Source organism: Tenacibaculum sp. TC6 (genome assembly GCF_050606265.1).
Classification (GTDB): domain Bacteria; phylum Bacteroidota; class Bacteroidia; order Flavobacteriales; family Flavobacteriaceae; genus Polaribacter.
This window is the reverse complement of sequence record NZ_JBOCUK010000002.1, coordinates 1-23995: the sequence shown is the minus strand read 5'-3', so window position 1 is coordinate 23995 and position 23995 is coordinate 1. Positions and strand designations below refer to the sequence as shown.

Below are 23995 nucleotides of genomic sequence, written 5' to 3'. Positions count from 1 at the left end.
TATGATTGTTTTTAATCAATAAAAAGCAAAAAAACATCAAAATACTTAAAACCACAAAAAGTACACAAGCTATTGATTCTTAGTTATTTGTGTTTTTTGTCGTATATTTGCCCCCGCTAAACAGAAAGTAACTAATTATCAAGAAGTTAATAAGTATATTTTTAGGATTTATTTTGTTAACGAGTTTTACTGTAAATCCATATAGAGAAAGAAAAACTACTATTACTCTAAAACCTATTTCGGAAGTTAATTATAAAAAGAACTTTAACTTTCCTTTTTTACAAAAAGATTTTATAGGTTTTCGTGAAGCTTTGGCTTTTAAAGAATCTCAGGGAGATTACACTATCGTTAACAAATTAGGGTATTTGGGGAAATACCAGTTTGGAAGATCTACTTTAAAACGATTCAGAATTTATAACACAGAACAGTTTTTAAAAAACCCTGAATTACAGGAAAAAACTTTTATAGCTTTATGCAAAGTTAATAAATGGATTTTACGTAGAGATATTAAAAGAACTACAGGTAAAACCATTAATGGAGTTGTTATTACTGAATCAGGAATTTTAGCCGCAGCCCACTTAAGCGGTGCAGGAAATGTAAAAAAGTTTTTACGTTCTTGGGGCAAATTCCAATTTAATGATGCTTTTGGTACCTCTATAGAGGAGTATATGAGAAAATTTGGAGGGTATGATGTTTCCAACATCACTGCTAACAAATTTGCCAGCATATAAAACCACAAAACTAAGTATACTAAAAACCGATTTACTTATGCACAATAAAAATTGTTGGGCGTTTATGTAAGTCGGTTTTTACATTTTTCCACTCTTTTATGGTTAATGTTTTAATATATTCGGTTGGAAGTGTTATATCACAAGCTACGCAAACTCTAGTTTCTGGTGATAATATAGCTCGTAAATCATCTAGCAACTTTTCGTTTCTATAGGGAGTTTCTATAAAAATCTGTGATTGATTTTTTTCTTTAGAAATTCTTTCCAACTCTTTTATAGCTTTCTTTCTATCAGCCTTTTCAATTGGTAAATACCCATTAAAAGTAAAGCTCTGTCCATTCATTCCGGAAGCCATCATTGCTAATAATATTGATGACGGCCCTACTAAAGGCACCACCTGAATTCCTTTTTTATGAGCTAGTTTAGCAATAGTAGCTCCGGGATCTGCAACAGCAGGCACCCCTGCTTCAGATAACAAACCTACTGAAATTCCCTCATCACAAACATCTAGATAGTTTCTGGTTTCCAGTTCATCAGAATACTTATCTAATAACATTAACTGTAATGAACCTTGTGATTTTGTAGGGGTAATTTTCTTGATAAACCTTCTGGCTGATTTTTCATTTTCTACAATAAAATAATCCAACTTTTCTATCACCTTCTTTACAGAGATTGGCATTACTTCTAAAGGTTCTGTATCTCCTAAGGTTGTGGGTATTAAATAAAGTTTACCTTTCATTTGTATTTATTTTAGAAGCAATTATTTCACAAGCCTCATCTAACATATTATAAACATTTTCAAAGCCTTGATCTCCTCCGTAATAAGGATCCGGAACACTTAATTTTTCTTTCGGAAATAATTCTTGTAGTATCATTGTTACTTTATCAGCTTCTTCCTTATTTCTGGCTAAAGAAACAATTGTTTGATAATTACTTTCATCCATAGCATAAATTCTGTCAAAATGATCAAAATCAGCTACAGAAAACTTTCTGGAACGTTGATCCGTAATATCAATACCATATTTTTGGGCAACCATTACCGATCTTTTATCAGGCAGTTCACCAACATGGTATCCGGCAGTACCTGCTGAATCAACATAAATATCGGAAGATACTTTAGCTTTTAAAATACCTTCGGCTAATGGAGAACGGCAAATATTCCCCAAACAAACCATAAGTATTTTCATTTTATTCGTATTATAATGTTAACTTTTTAGTTAAATCGTCAACATATTTTTTAAACTGCTTATCTGTTTCTGTCAAATTATCTACCGTTTTACAAGCATGTAATACCGTAGCGTGATCTCTTTGTCCTATTTGACTTCCAATACTGGCTAAAGAAGATTTAGTCATTCGCTTTGCAAAATACATAGCTAACTGACGAGCTTGCACTATGTGTCTCTTTCTGGTTTTAGATTGTAAAGTAGCTACATCCATATCAAAATACTTTGATACTACTTTTTGAATATAATCTATGGAAAGTTCCTTTTTGGTATTCTTAACAAATTTATCTACAATTTGTTTAGCCAATTCAAGCGTAAATTCTTTTCTGTTAAAAGAGGCTTGAGCAATCATTGAAATAATAACTCCTTCAAGTTCTCTTACATTCGATTTTATGTTCTTGGCTATATACTCAACAATTTCCTCCGGCATTTCAACCCCATCTCTATACAACTTATTTTGTAATATAGAAACACGAGTTTCATAATCAGGTGATTGTAATTCTGCTGATAATCCCCATTTAAAACGAGAAAGTAAACGTTGTTCTATATCCTGCATATCCACAGGCGCTTTATCCGAAGTTAAAATAACCTGTTTACCATTTTGGTGTAAGTGGTTAAAAATATGGAAAAACACATCTTGTGTACCGGCTTTACCTGATAAAAATTGTACATCATCAATAATAAGAACATCAATCATTTGATAGAAATGAATAAAATCATTTCTTGTATTTGATTTTACTGAATCTATAAATTGTTGTGTAAACTTTTCAGAAGATATATATAAGACGGTTTTATCCGGATATTTATCTTTAATTTCAACACCAATAGCATGAGCTAAATGTGTTTTTCCTAACCCTACTCCTCCATAGATTAATAAAGGGTTGAATGAGGTTCCTCCCGGCTTATTAGCCACTGCCATTCCAGCAGATCTTGCTAATCTATTTGAATCACCTTCAACAAAATTCACAAAATTGTAATTCGGGTTTAATTGTGATTCTATTTTTACCTTTTGTAATCCGGGAATTACAAACGGGTTTTTTAATTCTCTTTTAGATTCTAACGGAACGGTTACCTTTTGAGGTTTTAAAGGATTTCTGTTAGCACTAGGTATTTTTACCGTTTGAGGACTGTTACTACTATACGTATTTTCCATACGTACATCATACACTAATTTAGCCTCATTACCTAACTGTCTTACTAAAGCAACTCTTAATAATTTTATGTAATGTTCTTCTAGCCATTCATAAAAAAACTTACTCGGAACCTGAATTGTTAAAGCTTCCCCAGATAACTTTACCGGCTTAATCGGTTCAAACCAAGTTTTATATGCCTGTGGTTTGATATTGTCCTTGATAAAGGACAAACATTCCATCCAAACTGAATCAGCTGTTTTAGTCATATTGGTGAAAAAAGATTAATTTTTTGTTAAAATTATTTAGATTATAGGGGACTCTAAACCTACATATTCGGATGAACAAAAGTGTGAATAAATTTCAGTAAAAAAAAACTAAATCACTATTGATTATTATTTTTTTTTTGCGTAACGTTCAAAATCATTAAAAAAAATACCTTGTACGATAACATAACAACCGTAAGAATACGGTATTCTGAAACAGACCAAATGGGCGTTGTATACCACGGTAATTACGCGCAATTCTTCGAAATAGGAAGAACAGAATGGCTAAGAAATTTAAACACCAGTTATAAACATATGGAACAAAACGGAGTAATGCTTCCTGTTATTTCATTAAGTTGTAATTTTAAAAAATCAGCCTATTATGATGAAGTTATTAACATAAAAACTTTGTTAAAAAAAACACCTACAGTAAAAATAGAATTTGATTATGAAATAAGAAATGAAAATAATGAATTATTATGTACCGGAAATACGGTTTTAGCTTTTGTAGATAGTACAACAATGAAACCTATTCGATGCCCTGAATTTATTTTAACTAAATTGAATAAAAAAAACGCTTAAATTTCTACCATAATACGATACCATGAAAATTTATACAAAAACAGGTGATAAAGGAACTACTGCTCTATTTGGAGGTAGTAGAGTTCCTAAACATCATTTAAGAATTGAAAGTTACGGTACTGTTGATGAATTAAACTCATATATAGGACTTATCAGAGACCAAGCAATAAATGAGAATTTAAAACAAACTTTAACAAAAATTCAAAACGACTTATTTACTTTAGGAGCTATGTTAGCCACACCTCCTGAAAAAGAAACCCTAAAAAGTGGTAAAGAGCGCCTTAATATTCCAAAGGTAAATGATTCTTCTATTTTATTTTTAGAAAATGAAATAGATCAAATGAATGAAACCTTACCTCCTATGACTCACTTTATTTTACCGGGTGGACACCAAACCGTGTCATTCTGTCATATAGCCAGATGTGTTTGCAGACGAACTGAACGTTTAACAGTCGCTTTAAATGAGCAAGAAGTCATTAATGACACTATTTTAATGTACTTAAACCGACTTTCTGACTACCTTTTTGTATTGGCACGGAAGTTGACCCAAGAATTAAAAGCTGAGGAAATTAAATGGATTCCTGAAAAGCTATAATTAAGTTCTTTAATTTACGATAACAGATTTTTTAAAAAAAACTTGACTTTTTAGAAAAAAAAATTATTTTTGCGAAAATCAAAAAAAACCGATAAAGAAATGTATTGGACACTTGAACTAGCATCTTATTTAGCTGATGCACCTTGGCCAGCAACTAAAGACGAATTAATAGATTATGCAATTCGTACCGGCGCCCCTCTGGAGGTTGTAGAAAATTTACAAGACATTGAAGATGAAGGTGAAGCTTATGATTCTATTGTTGAAATTTGGCCTGATTACCCTTCCGAAGAAGATTATCTTTGGAATGAAGATGAATATTAGAAAAAACACCATAAAAAGTCTCTTTTAGAGGCTTTTTTTTTGCTTACTTTTAAGCACAAACATAATAACCATATTTAACAGGTTAATTAACCCAAATTAATTAACTGTAAAACAATATTTTAAAATGAGTATTTTAGATTCGATTATAAAAATATTTGTTGGAGATAAACAACAAAAAGACTTAAAATCACTGCAACCTATTATTGAAAAAGTAAAATCTTATGAGAGTGCTCTGCACAATTTATCTAATGATGATTTAAGGACAAAAACCATCGAATTTAAAACTAAAATCTCTAAAGCTACTCAACCTTTTAACGAAAAAATTGCCGTTTTAGAAGAAGAAGTTACAACTGCAGACATAGACAGACAAGAAGATATTTATTCTGAAATTGATAGATTAAAAGATGAAGCCTATGAAGCTTCTGAAAAAATTTTAGAAGAAATAATGCCGGAAGCTTTTGCCGTTGTTAAAGAAACTGCAAAACGTTTTGCCAGCAATACAGAATTAGAAGTTACCGCTACTCCTTTTGATAGAGAACTATCGGCTACGAAAGAACATGTAACTTTAGAAGGCGACAAAGCATTTTGGGCTAATTCGTGGGACGCAGCCGGAAAGCCTGTTATTTGGGATATGATACATTATGATGTTCAATTAATAGGAGGTTCTGTTTTACATCAAGGAAAAATTGCTGAAATGATGACAGGTGAAGGAAAAACGTTAGTTTCAACTTTACCTATATATTTAAATGCTTTAACCGGTAACGGAGTGCATGTAGTAACAGTTAACGATTACTTAGCAAAACGTGACCGTGCTTGGATGGCGCCTATTTTTGAGTTTCATGGATTAAGTACAGATTGTATTGATTATCATCAACCAAACTCTGAGTCTCGTAGAAAAGCATATAATGCTGATATTACCTACGGAACAAACAATGAATTTGGTTTTGACTACCTTCGTGATAATATGGCCAATTCTAAAGAAGATTTGGTTCAAAGAGCTCCAAACTATGCTATAATTGACGAGGTTGACTCTGTATTAATTGATGATGCTCGTACGCCTTTAATCATTTCAGGTCCTGTTCCTCAGGGAGATCGTCATGAATTTAATGAGTTAAAACCTTTAGTTTCTGATTTAGTATCTATACAAAGTAAATATTTGGTAGGTGTTTTAGCGGAGGCTAAAAAATTAATTAGTGAAGGTAACACTAAAGATGGCGGATTCCTTTTATTAAGAGTATACAGAGGTCTTCCAAAAAACAAAGCCTTAATTAAATTCTTATCACAAGAAGGAGTTAAGCAAATTCTTCAAAAAACAGAAAACTTCTACATGCAAGATAACAATAAGTTAATGCCGGAAGTTGATGCTGAACTATACTTTACTATTGAAGAAAAAAACAATCAAATAGATTTAACCGATAAAGGTGTTGCTCACCTTTCAGAAGTTACTAAAGATACTTCTTTCTTTGTTTTACCTGATATTAGTGTTAAAATAGGTGAAATTGATAAAAGTAATGTTACTCCTGAAGAGAAAGCTGACTTAAAAGAAGAATTATATAGAGACTTCAGCGTTAAAAGTGAGCGCATTCATACCATGAACCAACTTTTGAAAGCATATACTGTTTTTGAAAAAGATGTTGAGTACGTTGTTATGGATAACAAGGTTATGATTGTAGATGAGCAAACGGGTCGTATCATGGACGGTCGTCGTTATTCAGACGGATTACATCAGGCTATTGAAGCTAAAGAAAATGTAAAAATTGAAGATGCTACTCAAACATTTGCCACAGTTACTTTACAAAATTACTTTAGAATGTACCGTAAACTGTCTGGTATGACCGGTACAGCTATTACAGAAGCCGGAGAATTTTGGGAAATCTACAAATTAGATGTTGTTGAAATTCCAACTAACAGACCTATCTCTCGTGATGATAAGCAAGACTTAGTATATAAAACAACGCGTGAAAAATACAATGCTGTTATTGAAGACATTGTACAATTAGTAAATCAAGGAAGACCTGTATTAGTAGGAACCACTTCTGTTGAAATTTCTGAATTATTAGGAAGAATGTTACAAATGCGAAAAATTCCTCATAATATTCTGAACGCTAAACTTCATAAAAAAGAAGCTGATATTGTTGCCGAGGCTGGTAAACCAGGACAAGTAACCATTGCTACCAACATGGCTGGTCGTGGTACCGATATCAAATTAACTGATGAAGTAAAAACCGCTGGTGGTTTAGCTATCATTGGTACTGAGCGCCATGATTCTCGTCGTGTTGACCGTCAGTTACGTGGTCGTGCAGGACGTCAGGGTGATGTTGGTTCTTCTCAATTTTATGTCGCTTTAGATGATAACTTAATGCGTTTATTCGGTTCAGAAAGAATTGCTAAGATGATGGACAGAATGGGCTTAAAAGAAGGAGAAGTTATTCAACACTCTATGATTACAAAATCGATAGAGCGTGCTCAGAAAAAAGTAGAAGAAAACAACTTTGGTATTCGTAAACGTTTATTAGAATATGATGATGTTATGAATGCGCAACGTGAATTTATCTACAAACGTCGTCGACATGCTTTAGATGGTAAACGCTTACAAATTGATATTGCTAATATGATTTACGATACTTGTGATTCTATAGTAAAAATAAATAAAGCTAATAAAGACTTCCAAAATTTTGAATTCGAATTAATTCGTTTCTCTTCAATGACCTCACCGTTCTCTGAAGAAGAGTTTAACAGATTATCAGAACAAGAATTAACAAGTCAGTTATATAAAATAGTTTCTGAACATTATAAAAATGATTCCGACAGAAATGCTACTCAAGCATTTCCGGTTATCAAAAGTGTATATGAAAATGAAGGAGACCGTTATGAGCGTATTGTAGTTCCTTTTACAGATGGTAGTAAAACTCTTCAAGTAGTTACCAACTTAAAAGAAGCTTATGAGACTGAAGGTAAATCTTTAGTTAACGATTTTGAAAAGAATATTACTTTAGCTATTATTGATGAGAATTGGAAAGATCACTTAAGAAAGTTAGATGAGCTTAAACACTCTATTCAAAGTACAGCTCATATTGAACAAAAAGATCCTTTATTAATTTATAAATTTGAAGCTTTTAATGTTTTTGAAGAAACATTAGATAAAATAAATAAAGAAGTACTTTCTTTCTTATTCAAAGGAAAACTTCCGGCACAAGACGACTCACAAATTTCTGAAGCTCGTGAGCAAAAAAGAGAAAAACTAGACTTACGTAAAGACGAAGTTCAGAATTCTACTCAACAAGCAATTAATAGTGCTCGTCAACAACAAACTCAAGAACAACAAATAGTAGAAACTATTGTTCGTGAGCAACCAAAAATTGGTCGTAATGAAAAAGTTACTATTAAAAATGTAATGACCGGTGAAGAAAAAGACGTTAAATTTAAACAAGCCATTCCTTTATTAGAAGAAGGTACTTGGGTATTGTACAACAAATAAACAAATATAAAAAAGCTCGGTTTTTCCGAGCTTTTTACTTTTTACTAACAATCTTCTTACATAAATATAAACTTTTTATTACCAATATTTTACATTTTACTATCAGTAAAAAAACATTGAGAAAGTAACTTTGATTAGAATAAGGCATAAAGCAAGTCTTTTTGTTTTATATAAGTTATAGTCACTTTCAATATGAAAAAAAACAAAAAACGTAAACTTGATATTGCAGTTATATCTGATGTGCATTTAGGTACTTTTGGTTGTAGAGCTGTTGAACTAAACAACTACTTAAAAACCATTAACCCTAAAATACTAATCCTAAATGGTGATATTATAGATATATGGCAATTTAACAAGCGTTATTTTCCAAAACCTCACTTAAAGGTTATTAAACAAATAATGTCGTTCATTACTTCCGGCATCAAAGTTTATTACATAACCGGTAATCATGATGAAACTTTAAGAAAATTTAGAGGATTCAGTTTAGATGGGTTTGAAATAGTAAACAAAGTAGTACTTGACATTGATGGAAAAAAAGGATGGTTTTTTCACGGAGATGTTTTTGATGTTACCATGCAACACTCTAAATGGTTAGCCAAATTGGGGGGGATTGGTTATGATACATTAATCATGCTAAATACAGCGGTAAACTGGATTAGTGAACAGTTTGGATACGGGCGTCTTTCATTTTCTAAAAAAATAAAAAACAGTGTAAAAAGCGCTGTAAAATTCATTAACAATTTTGAAACTACAGCTTCAGACATTGCTATTTCTGAAGGATATGATTATGTAGTTTGCGGACATATACATCAACCTGAAATACGAGAAATTCAAAATGATAACGGAAAAACGCTGTATTTAAATTCAGGTGATTGGATTGAAAACCTTACAGCTTTAGAATATAAAAATAAAAAATGGAGCTTGTATGAATACGAAAAAGATGAATTAGCTAAAAATACGCATTTAGACACCAAAGTAACCGACCTTGAATTAGTAGGTACTGAAGGGAATAACGCTCAACTTTTTGAAGAACTTTTAGCTGAATTTAATATTAATAAATCATCAAAGTAAATAGCTTATGAAAATTTTATATGCCATTCAAGGAACCGGAAACGGCCATGCCAGCAGAGCTATAGAAATGATTCCGTTTTTACAACGAAAAGCTGAAGTAGATGTATTAATAAGCGGATATCAATGTGAATTAAAATTTCCTTTTGAAATAAAATATAAATTATATGGTTTGAGTTTTATTTTCGGAAAAAAAGGAGGAGTTGACATTCTTAAAACTCTAAAAAAATTAAAACTTAAAAATCTAATCAAAGAAATTAAATCAATTCCTGTACAAGAATATGATTTAATTATTAACGATTTTGAGCCTGTTACTGCTTGGGCTGCCAAGTTAAAAAATGTACCCATTATTTCATTAAGCCATCAAAATGCAGTGTTAGATGATAACGCTCCTAAGTATGGAACTTACAAATTTGAACGTCTTATATTGAAATATTACGCTCCGGCAAAAATTAAATTCGGGTTTCATTTTAAAACGTACTCATCAGCCATTTTTACTCCTATCATCAGAAAAGAAATAAGGTATAGAAACATAACTAACAAAGGACATTATACGGTATATCTACCTGCTTATAGCGATAAAAAAATTATTAAAGTATTATCTGAATTTAAAGGTGTTAAATGGGAAGTGTTTTCTAAACATACTGATGAGCATCAATTTTTAAACAATATTATTATACGCCCTATAAACGGTACAGATTTTATTAAAAGTATAGCTTCGTCCAGTGGCGTGTTATGTGGAGCCGGATTTGAAACCCCTGCTGAGGCTTTGTATCTACGTAAAAAGCTTTTAGTAATTCCTATGACCAATCAATATGAACAGCAATGCAATGCACTAAGTTTAAAAGAAATGGGAATCCCTGTATTAAAGAAATTCAATAAAAATCAATACGGTGAAATTGCTAAGTGGATTAAATCTAAAAACACTATTGAAGTACATTACCCAGATTGTACTGAAGATATTTTAGATGCCATTACTTTACCTTTTTACAATCAAGTTATCTTGCCTACCATTGTATCGTAGGCAAATTTTTTGATTGTAAAAACGCATTGGTTTTAGAAAAGTGTTTGTTACCAAACCAAAAACCTCTGTTAGCACTTAAAGGTGAAGGATGCCCGGAAGTTAACACACAGTGTTTGTTTTTATTTATTTTAGCGCCTTTCTTTTTAGCATAACCTCCCCAAAGTAAAAAAACAACATTTTCTTTGCGCTCAGAAATTTGAGCAATAACAGCATCTGTAAACTGTTCCCATCCTTTTCCTTGGTGGCTCCCCGCCATTCCTGATCTAACGGTTAACGTTGCGTTTAACAACAACACGCCTTGTGTAGCCCAACGTGATAAATCACCCGATACAGGATACGGTTTTCCTAAATCACTCTCTATCTCTTTAAAAATATTAATCAATGATGGTGGATGCGTTATACCATCATGAACAGAAAAACACAAACCATTAGCTTGCCCTACTCCATGATACGGATCTTGCCCTAAAATAACAACATTCACATCATTAAAAGAACAAGTATCAAAAGCAGCAAAGATGTCTTTCCCTTTTGGAAAACAAGTATGAGAAGTATATTCACTCTTTACAAAAGAAATCAAATTGGTAAAATAGTCTTTTTCAAATTCATCTTGCAAAACATTTTTCCAGCTATCAGCTATTTTTACATCCATAGTTTGTTATTTTTGTCCTCCTAAAACTCCATATATAGAGCTATTGGGATTTTAGTTTGTAAATTTTAATCAAAAATAAGCATTGAAAACTGTAATAGCAGACAAAACATTACAAGATTTAGAATTCACTACGGTACTGGAACAAGTAACCGAATTTTGTATTTCTGATTTAGGAAAGGCTAGTATTTTACAAATTACTCCTTTTGCTGAAGCTGATACCTTGTTTTTTGAATTGAATTTGGTAAACGAATATTTGAGTTCTTTTGAAAACGAAAACCGAATTCCCAGCCATCGTTTTGATAATATTACAGACCACATAAAAAGGTTAGCTATAGAAAATAGTTTTTTAGATACTGAAGCTTTTTTAAAAATTGCAACTACCACACAAACGGTAAATGAGTTAAAAAAGTTTTTAGTGAAATTTGAAAGCTATTACCCTTCTTTGGCTCAACTGGCAAGCACTATTGAATATACCACTTTTGTTTCTGATACTATTGCTAAAATTATTACCTCTTATGGTGAAGTTGCTGATAATGCCTCACCCGCTCTAAAACAAATACGAAAAGATATTCATAGTGTACGAGGAAAAATATCAGAAAGTTTTTCACGGGCATTAAGCAAAAATATCGCAAGCGGTTATTTAGATGATATAAAAGAAACCATAATTGACAATCAAAGAGTATTGGCTGTATTAGCTATGCATCGTCGTAAAGTATCTGGTAGTCTTTTAGGATCATCAAAATCCGGAAATATTGTATATATAGCTCCGCAAGCTTCCTTAGCTTTTTCAAGAGAACTCCAAAACCTGCTATATGAAGAAAAACAAGAGATTATTAAGATATTAAGGGCGTTGGCTGAAGAAATCAGACCATATGTTTCTTTATTACAACAATACCTTGTTTTTTTAACACATTTAGATGTCGTTGGAGCTAAAGCTAAATACGCCAAAGAAATTAATGCACTACTCCCTAAAATTCATCCTGAAAAACGAGTATTTCTTCGTGATGCCTATCACCCAATTTTATGGAGGAAAAATAAGGCCAAAAATGTTGAAACCATTCCTCAGACAATTGAATTAAACGATAAACAACAAATTATTGTTATATCAGGACCTAATGCCGGAGGAAAAAGTATTACTTTAAAAACCATAGGTTTATTACAACTTATGTTGCAAAGTGGTTTGCTTATCCCGGTTCATGAGCGAAGTGAAACAACTATTTTCAATACTATTTTAACAGATATTGGTGACAATCAATCCATAGAAAACCAACTAAGTACTTATAGTTATCGTTTAAAAAATATGCGTTATTTTTTACGTAAATGTAATGATAAGACCTTGTTTTTAATTGACGAGTTTGGTACAGGATCTGATCCTGAACTAGGTGGTGCCTTGGCTGAAATATTTTTAGAAGAATTTTACGATAAAAAAGCCTTTGGTATTATTACTACTCATTATGCGAATCTTAAAGTTTTAGCTAATGAATTAGAAAATGTTACCAATGCTAATATGCAATTTAACGAACGTACTTTAGAGCCTATTTATAAGTTATTAGTAGGGCAAGCAGGAAGTTCTTTTACCTTTGAGGTTGCTCAAAAAAACGGTATTCCTTACAGCTTGATTAACAGGGCTAAAAAGCGTGTTGAAAATGAAAAAATTCGTTTAGATAAAACTATTTCTAAACTTCAAAAAGAACGAAACAGGTTACAAAAAACCTCTGATACTTTAGAAAAGCAAAAGTCTAAAGAACAAGAACATTTAGATAGTTTACAACAGAAAGAGCAAAAAATACGCGAAAAACTAGAAGGTTTTCAAGATTTGTATGATAATAATCAACGTATGTTATCATTAGGTCGCTCTATAAATGAATTACTTAATAAGTATTTTCAAACCAATAATAAAAAAGAGCTTTCTACTAGTTTTTTTAAATGGGTAGCTGCTGAGAAGACAAAATTCATCAAGAAAAATCCACCAAAAAAGAAAACTAAAACAGAAAAAAAGCAGGAAGAAGTTGAAGAGAAAAAACAATTAGAAGCCATAAAAAAAGTAGAACAAGAAGTCTTAGAAAAAGTTGTAGAAGTTCGAAAAGAAAAGAAAATTGAAGCTGATAAAGTTGCTAAAGAGCGAGCTGAATATGTGTTTAAAATTGGTGATAGAGTTCGTTTAATTGATGGAAATGCTGTAGGTACCATTGATAAAATTGAAAAGAAAAAAGCTTTTATTAATTATGGTTTATTTACTACTGAAGCAAAAATAGAGCAGTTAGAATTAGTAGAACGTGCTAAAAAGTAACATTCTTTTTCACTTTTACTATAACTAAAAACAGGAATGATAAAAAATCATTCCTGTTTTTAGTTTATTCTCTACTCTTGGTAAAATTAAAAATAGAAGTTATATCTTTCTATAGAAATATTTTGCTAACCAATAACCTCCCTTTATATTTATAGCTAAATTTTAACATAAAATCACTGTCCTAATAATGTATAAATAAAGTATTTTCATTGCCATACCAAATTATCGTAAAAAATGATTTTCAGAGAAGCTAAACCTAAAGATATAAAACAGATTCAACTAGTAAGAAATTCTGTAACTGAAAACACCCTATCTAACCCTGATTTAGTCACAGATAATGATTGTTTGCTCTTTATAACTCAAAGAGGAAAGGGCTGGGTTTGTGAAATAGCCAATGTAATTGTTGGTTTTGCTATTGCCGATTTGAAAGAAAACAATATTTGGGCTCTTTTTGTTCATCCTGACTATGAAAAAAAAGGCATTGGAAAACAATTACATACTATTATGCTAGATTGGTATTTTAAAAATACAACTGACAATGTTTGGTTAGGAACTTCTCCAAATACCAGAGCCGAAACGTTTTATAGAAAATTAGGCTGGATTGATATTGGATTGCATGGAAAAGATGAAATTAAATTTGAAATGACCTATCAAAAATGGAAAGAAACCTCTCACTAACTTTTTTACAAAACTACTAGATTACCAATATTACAATGAAAGCTACTTATTACCTTATTTTCTTACTACTTACATCTAACATTATTTTAGGTCAGAAATATCTTAATTATTCTAATGATAGTTTAAAAATTAATTCAACATTTTTAAAAGAAACGATTACTTTAAACTTACACCTTCCTGAAACGTATAGATATGCAGCCGCAACTACCAAGTACCCGATAACAATAATTTTTGACAGTCAACATCAAAGAGTATACCCTCAAATTATCCATTCCATTGATTTATTAACCAGTGAATCACAAATGCCGGAAACTATCATTATAGGAATTCCTTTTAACCGTAATAACCGCCATTATTTAACTTCAAATCAAAAAATTAAAGGTGATATTTTATCCGGAATAGAACGTATGGAAAAGTTTCTTTTTGAAGAACTACTTCCACTACTAAAAAAACAGTATAGAACCAACGATTTTACTATTGTAACCGGGCATTCCAGATCCGCTTTTCTCGTAAATTATTTAATAACTAAACGTAGTCATCAAATTAATACTGCAATTGCATTGAGTGGTTTTTTCAGTAATAAACCATTATCTATACAGCAATTTAAAGCTTACATTTCTGATGAATACAACTTTCCTCATCTTGTTAACTATTACTTTTCTGCCGGTACAACAACAGAAGAAAACACCTATTTAACAGAAGATACAGATCTATCAAACTATCTTACAAATCATAAAACAGCCACAAACTTTAAAGGTCATTTTTTTGAAACTAAAAATACTAACCACATGACAAATTATTGGGTTTCCTTCCCTCCTTTTCTGATGGATTGTTTTAGTGATTACAATTTAATTTTAGATAATTGGTTTTACCATAAACTCAAAGGTAAAACAATAACAAATCCTATTGAAGAATTTAAATCAGATTTAAAAAATGTAAGTATTAAATTAGGTTTTAAGGTAAATCCTAATTTAACACACCTCTTCTCTTTAGCAAGTCATTACGGATATGAGAAAAAAGACTATAACACCGCAATTAACTTTTTAAAGCTTGGTCAAAAATACTATCCTGATTATCCCGATTTCGAGTTAGACTTTATTGAGTATTACAAACTCCTTAATAACTCTCAAATGGTTGATTTCCATAAACAACAATACACCAACAAAATTTTATCAAGAAAAGATATTAGTAATGCTGATAAAGAAAAGTTATTACAAAACTTAATTAAAGAATAGCTTATTCGCAATACTAAACAACTAGCAATAATATCTATAAACTATAACTATGAAAAATACCTTAAAACCTATTTTTTATTTTTTAGTAATTATCGTTTTCAACAATTGCGCTTCTAACGCTCAAAATGAAAACTTAAAACGCACTATTGATAGCCTTCAACAAAAAAATAACTTACTAGAAAGAAAATTAGCAGAGGCTACTCTGAAAAAAACGCATTCAAACGTAGTTTTAGCTAATACTGAAGTTAAAAAAATTACATCTTCCAGTAATGGTCAAACGTATACCATAAAAATAAAATTACCCAGAGAGTATTCTAAAAATTCAACTTCTTATCCGGTACTTTATGTAACAGATGCTGAAACTAATTTTGGAGGAGTATGTTATATTGTACAACGTTTAATAAAAGATAAATTAATTCCTCCTATGATTATTGTAGGAATTGCTTATGATACCGATTATAAATCTTTTTATCAGTTACGAAGCAGAGACCTTACTCCTGTAGAGGATAAAAATTTAACCATAGGAGGTTCAATAGATCCAACAGGTGGCGCTCCTTTATTTTCTAAATTTTTAGAACAGGAATTATTCCCTTTCATTGAAAAGAATTATAACGTACAAAAAAATGAAAGAACTTATTACGGACATTCCTATGGAGGTTTATTTGGTACTTATGTATTGATAAATAATCCTGAATTATTTAATAAGTATCTAATTTTAAGTCCTTCACTATGGTTTTATAACCGACTTATGCTAAAACAAGTAACTGAACTATCGCCTGATTTTGGTTCCGGTGTTAAGTTGTATATGGCTTCCGGTGAACTTGAACAAGGAATAAATAGATTGCAAACTATATTCATTTCTAAAATCAAAAACAACCATTTTGACAAACTGACTTATAAGGCTGAAGTTTTAAAAAATGAAACTCACAGAACAATTTTTGGAGCAGGTTTTACTAATGGTCTCCGTTATTTATTTGAATAAACAATTTGGTTTTCAACCATCATAAAGTAGTTATACTATTTATATACACTACTTTATAATTGCTACCGTTATACTATAATTAATTCAACAACAATAACCATACATGAATTTATTACATAAACTCTCAACTCTTTTTATCCTTTGTCTCACTTCCTATCAGGTAACTGCTCAAACTAAAAAACTTAGTGCTAATACAAAAGTTGACAGAACACTTACTGCTCAAGAAAAACATACATATGATGTTTCACTAAAAAACGGAATGGCTATCGTAGGAAAAGTTATCCAAAATAAAATAGACTTGGTTGTTGATATTTATAGTTCAGACGGAATACATTTACAACAAATCGATAGTCCAAATGGCTCAAAAGGTTCTGAAATTATTGATTTTACAGCTTCAACCTCCGATTATTATAAATTTATAATTCACACGCTTGACACAGAATCTAAACAAGGTAGTTATTCTTTAAACATTGAACAACTACTTTCTACTGCTGAAAATGCAAAACGAATAGCAAAAAAAGAACTTCCTACCGAAACATTATATAACTTGTGGGAAACTTCATTAACTGATGAAACGGTTATTGATGAGTTTATCAAAAGCCATAAAAATAAACACATTATTGAGCCTTTATCCGGAAATCCAACCAAAATGCTAGTTACTTATTTTTGCGTACCGGATAAAAACACAGAATACGTTATGCTAAGTGGTGGTCCTGATTTTTTAGGATTACGTTTTCAGCAATTAGGTAATACTAAACTATTTTATGTAACACAATTAGTCCCTAATGATGCTCGATTCAGTTATGGCTTTAATTATTTTAAAACGTTTAAATACGGACCTGAAAATGAAGTTATACATAGAAACGTAGTCCATGCCTATGATGGAATTATAGAAATGCCTAATGCTCCAAAACAACTATATCTTCCAGAAAGAAATGAAGTTCCTAAAGGAAAACTTTCTGTAATAACCGTTAAAAGTGATTTTTTACAAGAAGATAGAAAAGTTACTGTTCACGTACCGGCTAATTATAGCGCTAAAACACTTCATAATTTATTAATTATTTTTGACGGAGAAGCCTACGGTGGTAGACCAAATCGTCAAGCCCGAATTCCAACTCCTACTATTATAGATAATTTAACTGCTGATAAAAAAATTACACCTACAATTACTATCTTAGTATGGTCTATGGGAAAGCGAAGTAAAGATCTAATCAGTGATAAATTTGGCAATTTTATAGCTGACGAGCTTATTCCGTGGGCACGTTCTAATTATAACATATCTCCTCATCAGGAAAAAATAATAGTAGCAGGCTCAAGCAGAGGAGGTTTTGCAGCAAGTTCAATAGCTTTTAACCATTCAGATGTTATTGGCAATGTGCTTTCACAATCAGGTTCTTATTGGATTAAAGCAACTAAAGATGAAAACCATTGGACCTATCCGGAAGCAAATGGAAAACTTATAAATGCCTATAAACAAAGTAAAAAGTTACCCATTAGGTTTTATATGGATGTAGGTCTTTATGATGCCGGTGCTGCTATGCTTGGAATGAATAGAGAGCTAAGAGATATCTTAGAACTAAAAGGATATACAGTAACCTATAATGAATTTAAAGGCGGGCATAGTTATGTAAATTGGCGAGGTACATTAGCCAGCGGCTTAATTTCATTAATTGGTACAAAAAACAACTAAATCTATGATAAACTTTAAAGAAATTTCTATTGAAAACAGAACTTCCGAAGAGGTAACCTGTCAATTTTTTGAACATGAAGAAGAAAACATATTATTAGTTAAACTTGCAGGAGTTTGCTCTGTAGGATCTAGTGGAGAAAACTACGGAGCTTATTTATATCAAAAGATAGGATTGGCTTTATTAACTACGCAACCGAATGCTGTACTTGTTGATTTACAAGAGTTAGAATATCAATTTGGAGATAGAATAAGCTTATTATTTCAAGTTTTTTCACAGGTAAGAATTTTTGATGAAGAGGAAATAATTACAGCTTTTGTTTGCTCTGATAAAAATAAATTGGGTTTGGCGTCATTACTTCAGTTTGACCTTGAAAATCCTGCTCCTCCTTTTTTTTATGACTTACAACTAGCCTATAAAACATTATATGAACAGTATGATCGTATTTAAATAGTTAGCAAAATAATTTGTAAATGCTTAACATTAACACCATAAGTAGTATTTTCTTGTTTTTAGCACTTATTGCTGAAATTTTAGGTACAATCGGAGGTTTTGGATCTTCAGTTTTTTTTGTACCTATCGCTAGCTTTTATTTTGATTTTCAATCTGTTTTAGGATTAACCGCTATTTATCACTTATCCAGTAATATTAGTAAAATAGCCTTATTTAAAAAAGGTTTAAACAAAAAGCTTATTTTGACTATTGGAGCGCCCTCTGTTATTTTTGTAATCATTGGCGGGTATTTAACCAAGTACATCAACAGTCAATATTTAGAAATAATTTTAGGAATATTTCTAATAAGCCTAAGTCTTTTATTTCTTATTAAAAAAAGTTTAGTCATACAACCTACCAATAAAAATGCTGTTACAGGCGGAGCTTTATCCGGGTTTTCGGCAGGATTATTAGGTACAGGAGGAGCCATAAGGGGGCTTACCATGGCTGCTTTTAATTTAGAAAAAGATGTTTTTATTGCCACCTCAGCCTGTATCGATTTTTTAATCGACTTTTCCAGAACATTTGTATACTTTCAAAACGGCTATATCCATACACACGATTTAATTTATCTGCCTTTTTTAATCGTAATTGGTTTTATAGGAACTTTAATAGGAAAACGCATCCTAAACTTTATAACTCAAAAAAAGTTTAAAATAATATCCTTAACTCTCATATTACTAATCGGAATAGTTACTATTAGTAAGGTAATTTTCAAGTTCAACCTATAAAAGCACCTTACACAACCCCCAACTAAAACACTATATTACAACCAATTATTCATCATTCATAAAAATAAAAAAAGACAAAATATTTGTGTAGCTAAATAACTTCACATATATTTGTAGTCAAATAACTACATAATGAAATTAAGAAGAGACATTTTCCAAGCTATATCAGATCCAACCAGAAGAGCTATACTTGTATTACTCACCTCACAATCTATGACTGCAGGAAATATAGCCTCTAACTTTAATGTTGCCAGACCAACTATTTCAAAACATATTCAAATTCTAAATGAATGCGGACTTGTTGAAGCAAATCAGCAAGGAAGAGAAATTTTTTATGAATTGAAAATTGATAAAATGAAAGAAATAGACAAGTGGCTGGAGCAATTCAGAAAAATTTGGGAAAATCGTTTTAACAAACTAGATAACTTATTACTAACCTTAAAAAATAAAGAAAATGAACACTAATTTATTATTTGATTTTATTGTAGACAAAGATAAAAACACAATTACAGTAAGTCGAGAATTTATGGCTAACCACCAACTTGTTTGGAACTGTTATACAAAAAGTGAACTTTTAGATCAATGGTTTGCTCCGGATCCGTTAACTACCAAAACAAAATCGATGGAGTTTAAAGAAAAAGGGCATTGGCATTACGCTATGGTTGAGCCTAATGGTACCGAATATTGGGGATGGACAGAATATACAGCTATCTCCCCTATTGACTTCTATACAACTGTTGATGCTTTTAGTAATGAAAAAGGTGAGATTAATCATGATTTGCCTAAAGCCGAATGGAAAGTGTCATTTACAGAAAAAGGCAATCATACTATAGTAGAAACTATCGTGTACTATAAAACCTTAGAAGATCTGGAAACAGTTATCAATATGGGAATGAAAGAAGGCTTAACATCTACATTGAATCGATTAGATACTTTACTATTAACCCTAAATTAAAAACTCATGAAAGCTAAAATCTTTTTTGTACTCTACTTACTTTTTGGACTTATGTTTATCAATGCAGGATTAAATAAGTTTTTAAACTACATGCCAGTTCCCGAAGGTTTACCTGAAAAAATGATGCAAATGAATACAGCCTTTATATCAATTGAATGGTTATTACCTTTGGTTGGAATTATTGAAATTATAAGCGGAACACTATTTTTAGTTCCAAAATTCAGATTACTAGGTGCATTTATGATATTTCCTATACTTATAGGAATACTTTTAACAAACATAGTTGCAATGCCTTCCGGATTACCAATTCCTATAGTACTTTTAGCTATAAATATTAGTGTTTTTACACAAAAAAAAGAACTAATAAAACCAATACTTAACAACTCAAAAAAGTCATAGTTTATGAATACAATAACTATTAAAACAACCATACAAGCTCCTATTGAAAAGGTTTGGAATTATTGGACACTCCCGAAACATATAATAAACTGGAATTTTGCATCAAATGACTGGTGTTGTCCTTCAGCAATTAATAATTTACAGCCCGGAGAAAGTTTTGTGTGGAGAATGGAAGCTAAAGATGGTAGTATAGGATTTGACTTTACCGGTACGTATGAGAAAATTGAAAAAAACAGACTCATTACATACAAAATGCCTGATGGAAGAAATGTTCTTATTAGCTTTCATCCTCTGGAAAACGAGGTAAAAGTAACCGAAACATTTGATACCGAAGGCACACATACAGATGAACAACAACGTGCAGGTTGGCAATCGATTTTGGATACTTTTAAAAACTATGTTGAAAACAACTAAAAAGCTCTATTTTTAAAGTTGAAAAGTGGCAGAAAACAGAAAGAATTTGTCTTTAATACAAAGCAAACCTATCAATCTGTAAATCAACACAATTAACTCAAACATATGATTAAAAATGTTAAAAAACAATATACAGTTTTAACATAAATAATCGCTTGTTTTTTCATCAACTTACCATATATTTGAGCCCGAAAATAATTAAACCACTACCATGAAGAAGGCATTAATAGTATTCCTGTTTTTTATGACTACAATAGTAGTAGGACAAGGGAATTATGAAGAGGTTATTACAAATGCAATTATGAGTTATGATTCTACTAAACTTGACAGTTTAGCAAAATCTATAGGTTATAAAGGCGGAGAACAAGTTGAAACAATTGTTAGATTTAAAGTAAATCATGAAGGTAAAGTAATTGATGTTACTGCTGAAGGGCCTCATGAAATTTTCATTAAAGAAAGTGTAAAAATTATAGAAGGGCTTCCTAAATTAGATTTAGGTATTCCTATTGAAGCAGACAAACCTTTAAAGTTAAAATTACCTATTAATTATAGTATTAAAATTGAAGGTTAATAAAAAGGTTAACTACAAATCTTATAACAGTGTACAAATTTTTGTACACTTTTTTTTTGTTTTAACTTCAGAAGTCATTAGAAGTTTTAAGTTTTGTACCTTGCATAAAATAAAAACAACAAACTCTTAGAGCTGAAAATTCCGGCACCTCCAAATGAAAGAAAAACTAATAATAGAAAATTGGAAAAGAAAAGATATTTATAACTTTTTTAAAAACTTTGATGAGCCTTTTTATGGTCTTACTGTTACTGTAAACTGTACGAAAGCCTATCAATTTTGTAAAAAAAATAACGTTTCATTTTTTTTATTTTACCTGCATAAATCACTAAAAGCTGCTAATACTATTGAGCCTTTTAAATACAGAATTATAGGTAACGAAGTATATCTTTTTAATACTATAAATGCTTCACCAACCATTAATAAACCCAACGGAACTTTTGGCTTTTCTTATATGGAATTTCATAACGATTTTGATCAATTTGAAAAAATAGCCAAACAAGAAATTGAAAGGGTTCAAAACAGCAATACTTTTCTTCCGGCTGTTTCCGGTGAAAATGTAATTCACTACTCCTCTCTTCCATGGATACAATTTACCTCTCTTTCTCATGCCAGACATTATGGTTTTAACGATAGCTGCCCAAAAATTTCTTTTGGAAAAATGACAGAAAACAAAGATGGAGAAAAAGAAATGTCCGTTTCTATTCATGTACACCATGCCTTGGTTGATGGTATTCATGTAGGTCAGTATATAGACTTATTTCAACAGTTTTTAAATGAAACTTCTTAAGTTCCGGTAATGCTAGTTAAAAAATGGACCTTTTAAAAGAATACATACAAAAACTCATTACTATTTCAGATACCAACCTCAATACCTTTTGTGGGTATTTTAACGCGGTTACCATTCAGCGAAAAGAGCTTTTATTACGCCAAGGAGAATTGTGTAATTTTGAAGGCTTTATTACCAAAGGTTGCTTTCGTCTTTTTACAATTGATGATAAAGGAAATGAACATACTTTATACTTCGGTATTAAAAATTGGTGGATTGCTGATATACACAGCTTTCTTAATCAAGTTCCGGCAACATTTTCTATACAGGCATTAGAAGACAGTGAAGTACTACTTATTAATAGAGAAAATAAAAAAAAGGCTTTTAATGAAATTCCGGAAATAGAAAAACTCTTTAGAATTATCCTTCAAAACGCTCATGTTGCTTTGGAACAACGAATGATTAAAAATATAAGTACAACAGCAGACCAAAGATATTTGAAGTTCCTTGAAAAATACCCTCAAATTGCACAACGTTTAACCAATATTCAAATTGCTTCTTACTTAGGAGTATCGCCAGAATTTTTAAGCAAAATAAAAAGAAAAATAGCTAAATCTTAATCCTACACTGTTTCTTGAACTAGTTCAATGTTTTTATGCTATAATAATTAAATATTTGTATCTCATTAAGTGCATAAATGAAAAGAACAACATTTTTACAACTTTTAGGATTATCTTCTTTAGCAATGACAGCAAAACCTTTATCTGAACTAGAAAAATTAACAGACCTATTTTCTAAATCACCTAAAATGCCCGTTTTATTCTTAGGTCATGGTGATCCGATGAATGCTATACGAGAAAATAAATACACACAAGGATTTAAGGAAATAGCTAAAACAATTCCTGTAAAACCCAATGCCATTATTTGTATTTCTGCCCACTGGCTTACAAAAGGAACACAAATAACTGCCATGGAAAACCCTAGAACCATACATGATTTTGGTGGATTTCCTCAAGAATTATATGAAGTACAATATCCTGCAAAAGGAAGTGAACAGTTAGCTGAAGAAACCTCCAAACTATTCTATCCCACTCCGGTAACTCTTGATTATGATTGGGGATTAGATCACGGAGCTTGGTCCGTTATTAAGCATCTTTACCCTAATGCAGATATTCCTGTATTGCAATTAAGTATTGACTATTACAAACCAGCTACATACCATTATGAATTGGCTAAAAAGCTCTCACAACTGCGCCATAAAGGTATTTTAATCATTGGTAGCGGTAATATAGTTCACAATCTAAGAAAACTGAGTTATCAAGATGATTTTGGGCATGATTGGGCTATAGAAGCTCGACATATTATGAACCAACACCTATTAAATAATAATCATAAGGCACTTATTAATTATGACAAATTAGGTAGTGAAGTTCAATTATCCATACCAACTCCGGATCATTATTATCCTTTGATTTATACCTTAGGCTTGCAAGAAAAAAACGAAACGGTAACGTTGTTTAATGATACCTTAACCAACGGAGCAATTAGTATGACTTCTTTAAAAATAAGTTAACCTATACTAATATACTTGAGTCGTCCTAAAATAGGTTGACAGATTTAAAAAATATTATTTAAACCAGAGAGGCTAGCTTCTCTGGTTTTTTGTTGTGTATAAAATTAGGAGTTTTCATATTCAAACTCAAGTGAGGTCTTAAATTATTATAAACATT

General features: G+C 31.1%; 26 protein-coding genes. 22 read left to right on the top strand and 4 right to left on the bottom strand.

Annotated features, from left to right (window positions below; all coding sequences use genetic code 11):
* Positions 1 to 173 precede the first annotated feature (173 nt).
* Positions 174 to 731 carry a peptidoglycan-binding protein LysM gene (locus ACQY1Q_RS01640; protein WP_431003539.1) on the top strand — a complete coding sequence of 186 codons (558 nt, stop codon included), beginning with the start codon at positions 174 to 176 and terminating at the stop codon, positions 729 to 731.
* Positions 732 to 762: 31 nt separating this feature from the next.
* Here ACQY1Q_RS01640 and ACQY1Q_RS01635 read toward each other — a convergent pair whose 3' ends face one another.
* From ACQY1Q_RS01635 to dnaA, 3 genes are read right to left on the bottom strand one after another with little or no spacing between them, the layout of a single operon-like run.
* Positions 763 to 1467 carry an SAM-dependent methyltransferase gene (locus ACQY1Q_RS01635; protein WP_431003538.1) on the bottom strand — a complete coding sequence of 235 codons (705 nt, stop codon included), beginning with the start codon at positions 1465 to 1467 and terminating at the stop codon, positions 763 to 765.
* Complete coding sequence (locus tag ACQY1Q_RS01630) at positions 1457 to 1915, bottom strand: low molecular weight protein-tyrosine-phosphatase (protein ID WP_431003537.1); 459 nt, start codon at positions 1913 to 1915, stop codon at positions 1457 to 1459. The genes ACQY1Q_RS01635 and ACQY1Q_RS01630 overlap by 11 nt, the downstream gene beginning before the upstream one ends.
* Positions 1916 to 1925: 10 nt before the next feature.
* Positions 1926 to 3350 carry a chromosomal replication initiator protein DnaA gene (gene dnaA / locus ACQY1Q_RS01625; RefSeq protein WP_431003536.1) on the bottom strand — a complete coding sequence of 475 codons (1425 nt, stop codon included), beginning with the start codon at positions 3348 to 3350 and terminating at the stop codon, positions 1926 to 1928.
* A 171-nt stretch (positions 3351 to 3521) separates the two neighbouring features.
* Between dnaA and ACQY1Q_RS01620 the strand changes: the two genes are divergently transcribed.
* The 6 genes from ACQY1Q_RS01620 to ACQY1Q_RS01595 all read left to right on the top strand — a co-directional run bounded on the left by ACQY1Q_RS01620 (position 3522) and on the right by ACQY1Q_RS01595 (position 10415).
* The gene (locus ACQY1Q_RS01620) at positions 3522 to 3929 is read left to right on the top strand and encodes an acyl-CoA thioesterase (RefSeq protein WP_431003535.1); all 408 of its coding nucleotides are present in this window, start codon (positions 3522 to 3524) and stop codon (positions 3927 to 3929) included.
* Between the two features lie 22 nt (positions 3930 to 3951).
* A complete protein-coding gene (locus ACQY1Q_RS01615) occupies positions 3952 to 4524 on the top strand; it encodes a cob(I)yrinic acid a,c-diamide adenosyltransferase (protein ID WP_431003534.1) in 573 nt (190 codons plus the stop codon).
* 99 nt (positions 4525 to 4623) lie between these two features.
* On the top strand, positions 4624 to 4845 hold the full coding sequence (locus ACQY1Q_RS01610) for a DUF2795 domain-containing protein (protein WP_093668347.1): 222 nt from the start codon (positions 4624 to 4626) through the stop codon (positions 4843 to 4845).
* 124 nt (positions 4846 to 4969) lie between these two features.
* On the top strand, positions 4970 to 8323 hold the full coding sequence (gene secA / locus ACQY1Q_RS01605; protein ID WP_431003533.1) for a preprotein translocase subunit SecA: 3354 nt from the start codon (positions 4970 to 4972) through the stop codon (positions 8321 to 8323).
* A 192-nt stretch (positions 8324 to 8515) separates the two neighbouring features.
* Positions 8516 to 9394 (top strand): UDP-2,3-diacylglucosamine diphosphatase, encoded by an 879-nt coding sequence (locus ACQY1Q_RS01600; protein ID WP_431003532.1) that lies wholly within the window; start codon positions 8516 to 8518, stop codon positions 9392 to 9394.
* 7 nt (positions 9395 to 9401) lie between these two features.
* Positions 9402 to 10415, top strand: a complete 1014-nt coding sequence (locus tag ACQY1Q_RS01595) for a glycosyltransferase family protein (RefSeq protein WP_431003531.1) — start codon at positions 9402 to 9404, stop codon at positions 10413 to 10415.
* On the opposite strand, the gene ACQY1Q_RS01590 is transcribed toward ACQY1Q_RS01595, so the two are convergent.
* Positions 10399 to 11064 carry a uracil-DNA glycosylase gene (locus ACQY1Q_RS01590; RefSeq protein WP_431003530.1) on the bottom strand — a complete coding sequence of 222 codons (666 nt, stop codon included), beginning with the start codon at positions 11062 to 11064 and terminating at the stop codon, positions 10399 to 10401. The two genes, ACQY1Q_RS01595 and ACQY1Q_RS01590, sit on opposite strands and share 17 nt — an antisense overlap.
* An 82-nt stretch (positions 11065 to 11146) precedes the next feature.
* Here ACQY1Q_RS01590 and ACQY1Q_RS01585 point away from each other — a divergent pair, with 82 nt between their 5' ends.
* The 15 genes from ACQY1Q_RS01585 to ygiD all read left to right on the top strand — a co-directional run bounded on the left by ACQY1Q_RS01585 (position 11147) and on the right by ygiD (position 23838).
* Entirely contained in the window at positions 11147 to 13354 is a 2208-nt protein-coding gene (locus ACQY1Q_RS01585; protein ID WP_431003529.1) for an endonuclease MutS2, read from the top strand.
* 234 nt (positions 13355 to 13588) lie between these two features.
* The gene (locus ACQY1Q_RS01580; protein ID WP_431003528.1) at positions 13589 to 14032 is read left to right on the top strand and encodes a GNAT family N-acetyltransferase; all 444 of its coding nucleotides are present in this window, start codon (positions 13589 to 13591) and stop codon (positions 14030 to 14032) included.
* A 35-nt stretch (positions 14033 to 14067) separates the two neighbouring features.
* A complete protein-coding gene (locus tag ACQY1Q_RS01575; RefSeq protein WP_431003527.1) occupies positions 14068 to 15267 on the top strand; it encodes an alpha/beta hydrolase-fold protein in 1200 nt (399 codons plus the stop codon).
* Between the two features lie 49 nt (positions 15268 to 15316).
* Complete coding sequence (locus ACQY1Q_RS01570; RefSeq protein WP_431003526.1) at positions 15317 to 16249, top strand: alpha/beta hydrolase; 933 nt, start codon at positions 15317 to 15319, stop codon at positions 16247 to 16249.
* Positions 16250 to 16352: 103 nt separating this feature from the next.
* The gene (locus ACQY1Q_RS01565; RefSeq protein WP_431003525.1) at positions 16353 to 17939 is read left to right on the top strand and encodes an alpha/beta hydrolase; all 1587 of its coding nucleotides are present in this window, start codon (positions 16353 to 16355) and stop codon (positions 17937 to 17939) included.
* Between the two features lie 4 nt (positions 17940 to 17943).
* Complete coding sequence (locus ACQY1Q_RS01560) at positions 17944 to 18387, top strand: hypothetical protein (protein WP_431003524.1); 444 nt, start codon at positions 17944 to 17946, stop codon at positions 18385 to 18387.
* A 23-nt stretch (positions 18388 to 18410) separates the two neighbouring features.
* Positions 18411 to 19160 carry a sulfite exporter TauE/SafE family protein gene (locus ACQY1Q_RS01555; RefSeq protein ID WP_431003523.1) on the top strand — a complete coding sequence of 250 codons (750 nt, stop codon included), beginning with the start codon at positions 18411 to 18413 and terminating at the stop codon, positions 19158 to 19160.
* Between the two features lie 132 nt (positions 19161 to 19292).
* On the top strand, positions 19293 to 19625 hold the full coding sequence (locus ACQY1Q_RS01550) for a metalloregulator ArsR/SmtB family transcription factor (RefSeq protein ID WP_431003522.1): 333 nt from the start codon (positions 19293 to 19295) through the stop codon (positions 19623 to 19625).
* Complete coding sequence (locus ACQY1Q_RS01545) at positions 19615 to 20115, top strand: SRPBCC family protein (protein ID WP_431003521.1); 501 nt, start codon at positions 19615 to 19617, stop codon at positions 20113 to 20115. The genes ACQY1Q_RS01550 and ACQY1Q_RS01545 overlap by 11 nt, the downstream gene beginning before the upstream one ends.
* Positions 20116 to 20121: 6 nt before the next feature.
* The gene (locus tag ACQY1Q_RS01540; RefSeq protein WP_431003520.1) at positions 20122 to 20514 is read left to right on the top strand and encodes a DoxX family membrane protein; all 393 of its coding nucleotides are present in this window, start codon (positions 20122 to 20124) and stop codon (positions 20512 to 20514) included.
* A gap of 3 nt (positions 20515 to 20517) precedes the next feature.
* Entirely contained in the window at positions 20518 to 20928 is a 411-nt protein-coding gene (locus ACQY1Q_RS01535) for an SRPBCC domain-containing protein (protein WP_431003519.1), read from the top strand.
* A 244-nt stretch (positions 20929 to 21172) separates the two neighbouring features.
* Positions 21173 to 21499, top strand: coding sequence for an energy transducer TonB (locus ACQY1Q_RS01530; RefSeq protein ID WP_431003518.1), 327 nt, complete (start codon positions 21173 to 21175; stop codon positions 21497 to 21499).
* A gap of 154 nt (positions 21500 to 21653) precedes the next feature.
* Complete coding sequence (locus ACQY1Q_RS01525) at positions 21654 to 22286, top strand: CatA-like O-acetyltransferase (RefSeq protein WP_431003517.1); 633 nt, start codon at positions 21654 to 21656, stop codon at positions 22284 to 22286.
* A 23-nt stretch (positions 22287 to 22309) separates the two neighbouring features.
* Positions 22310 to 22885, top strand: coding sequence for a Crp/Fnr family transcriptional regulator (locus ACQY1Q_RS01520; RefSeq protein ID WP_431003516.1), 576 nt, complete (start codon positions 22310 to 22312; stop codon positions 22883 to 22885).
* 77 nt (positions 22886 to 22962) lie between these two features.
* Positions 22963 to 23838 carry a 4,5-DOPA dioxygenase extradiol gene (gene ygiD, locus ACQY1Q_RS01515; RefSeq protein ID WP_431003515.1) on the top strand — a complete coding sequence of 292 codons (876 nt, stop codon included), beginning with the start codon at positions 22963 to 22965 and terminating at the stop codon, positions 23836 to 23838.
* The last annotated feature ends 157 nt before the right edge of the window (positions 23839 to 23995 follow it).